The sequence below is a fragment of the Streptomyces sp. NRRL F-5122 genome (assembly GCF_001507435.1).
GTDB lineage: Bacteria > Actinomycetota > Actinomycetes > Streptomycetales > Streptomycetaceae > Streptomyces > Streptomyces lannensis.
Genome location: NZ_LMWH01000151.1, coordinates 1 through 375 on the forward strand (window position 1 = coordinate 1; position 375 = coordinate 375).

1 pseudogene is annotated in these 375 nt (G+C 72.8%); it reads left to right on the plus strand.

Going from position 1 to position 375, the window contains the following annotated elements:
• Positions 1-126: 126 nt before the first annotated feature.
• Positions 127-375 (plus strand): annotated as a pseudogene (locus ADL25_RS17325) (recombinase); the annotation flags it as partial.

A 375-nucleotide genomic window follows, 5' to 3' on the forward strand; every position in this document is an offset into this window, starting at 1 on the left:
GGCTGCCGCACCCGGACCACCCTCCCACTGCCTCACCTTGCCGCATGGACCGCCTACATAGCCTGCCGATCACTGCGCCCGACCCACCGCGCCCCCCGCGGGCGGAAACCCTGCGGTGTGCTGCGCGTGTCCTGGACAGGCAGCCAGAACGCGCCCCGTTCCTGCCTGCTCACGGTCGTCGTCGACTTCTGCCCTTCCGGCGAGCACCGTGTCCTGGCACAAGTCCCCTACCGCGAAGCTGCCGAGCGGTTCGGCACTTGGCTGGCCGAGACCGCCCCTGCCGTGGCCGCCGCGGCCGGCCCCGACCGCCTGGACGGCCTCCCCACCCGGCCCCGGCCAGTCATCGCAGACACCAACAGTGACGGCCAAGCGCTG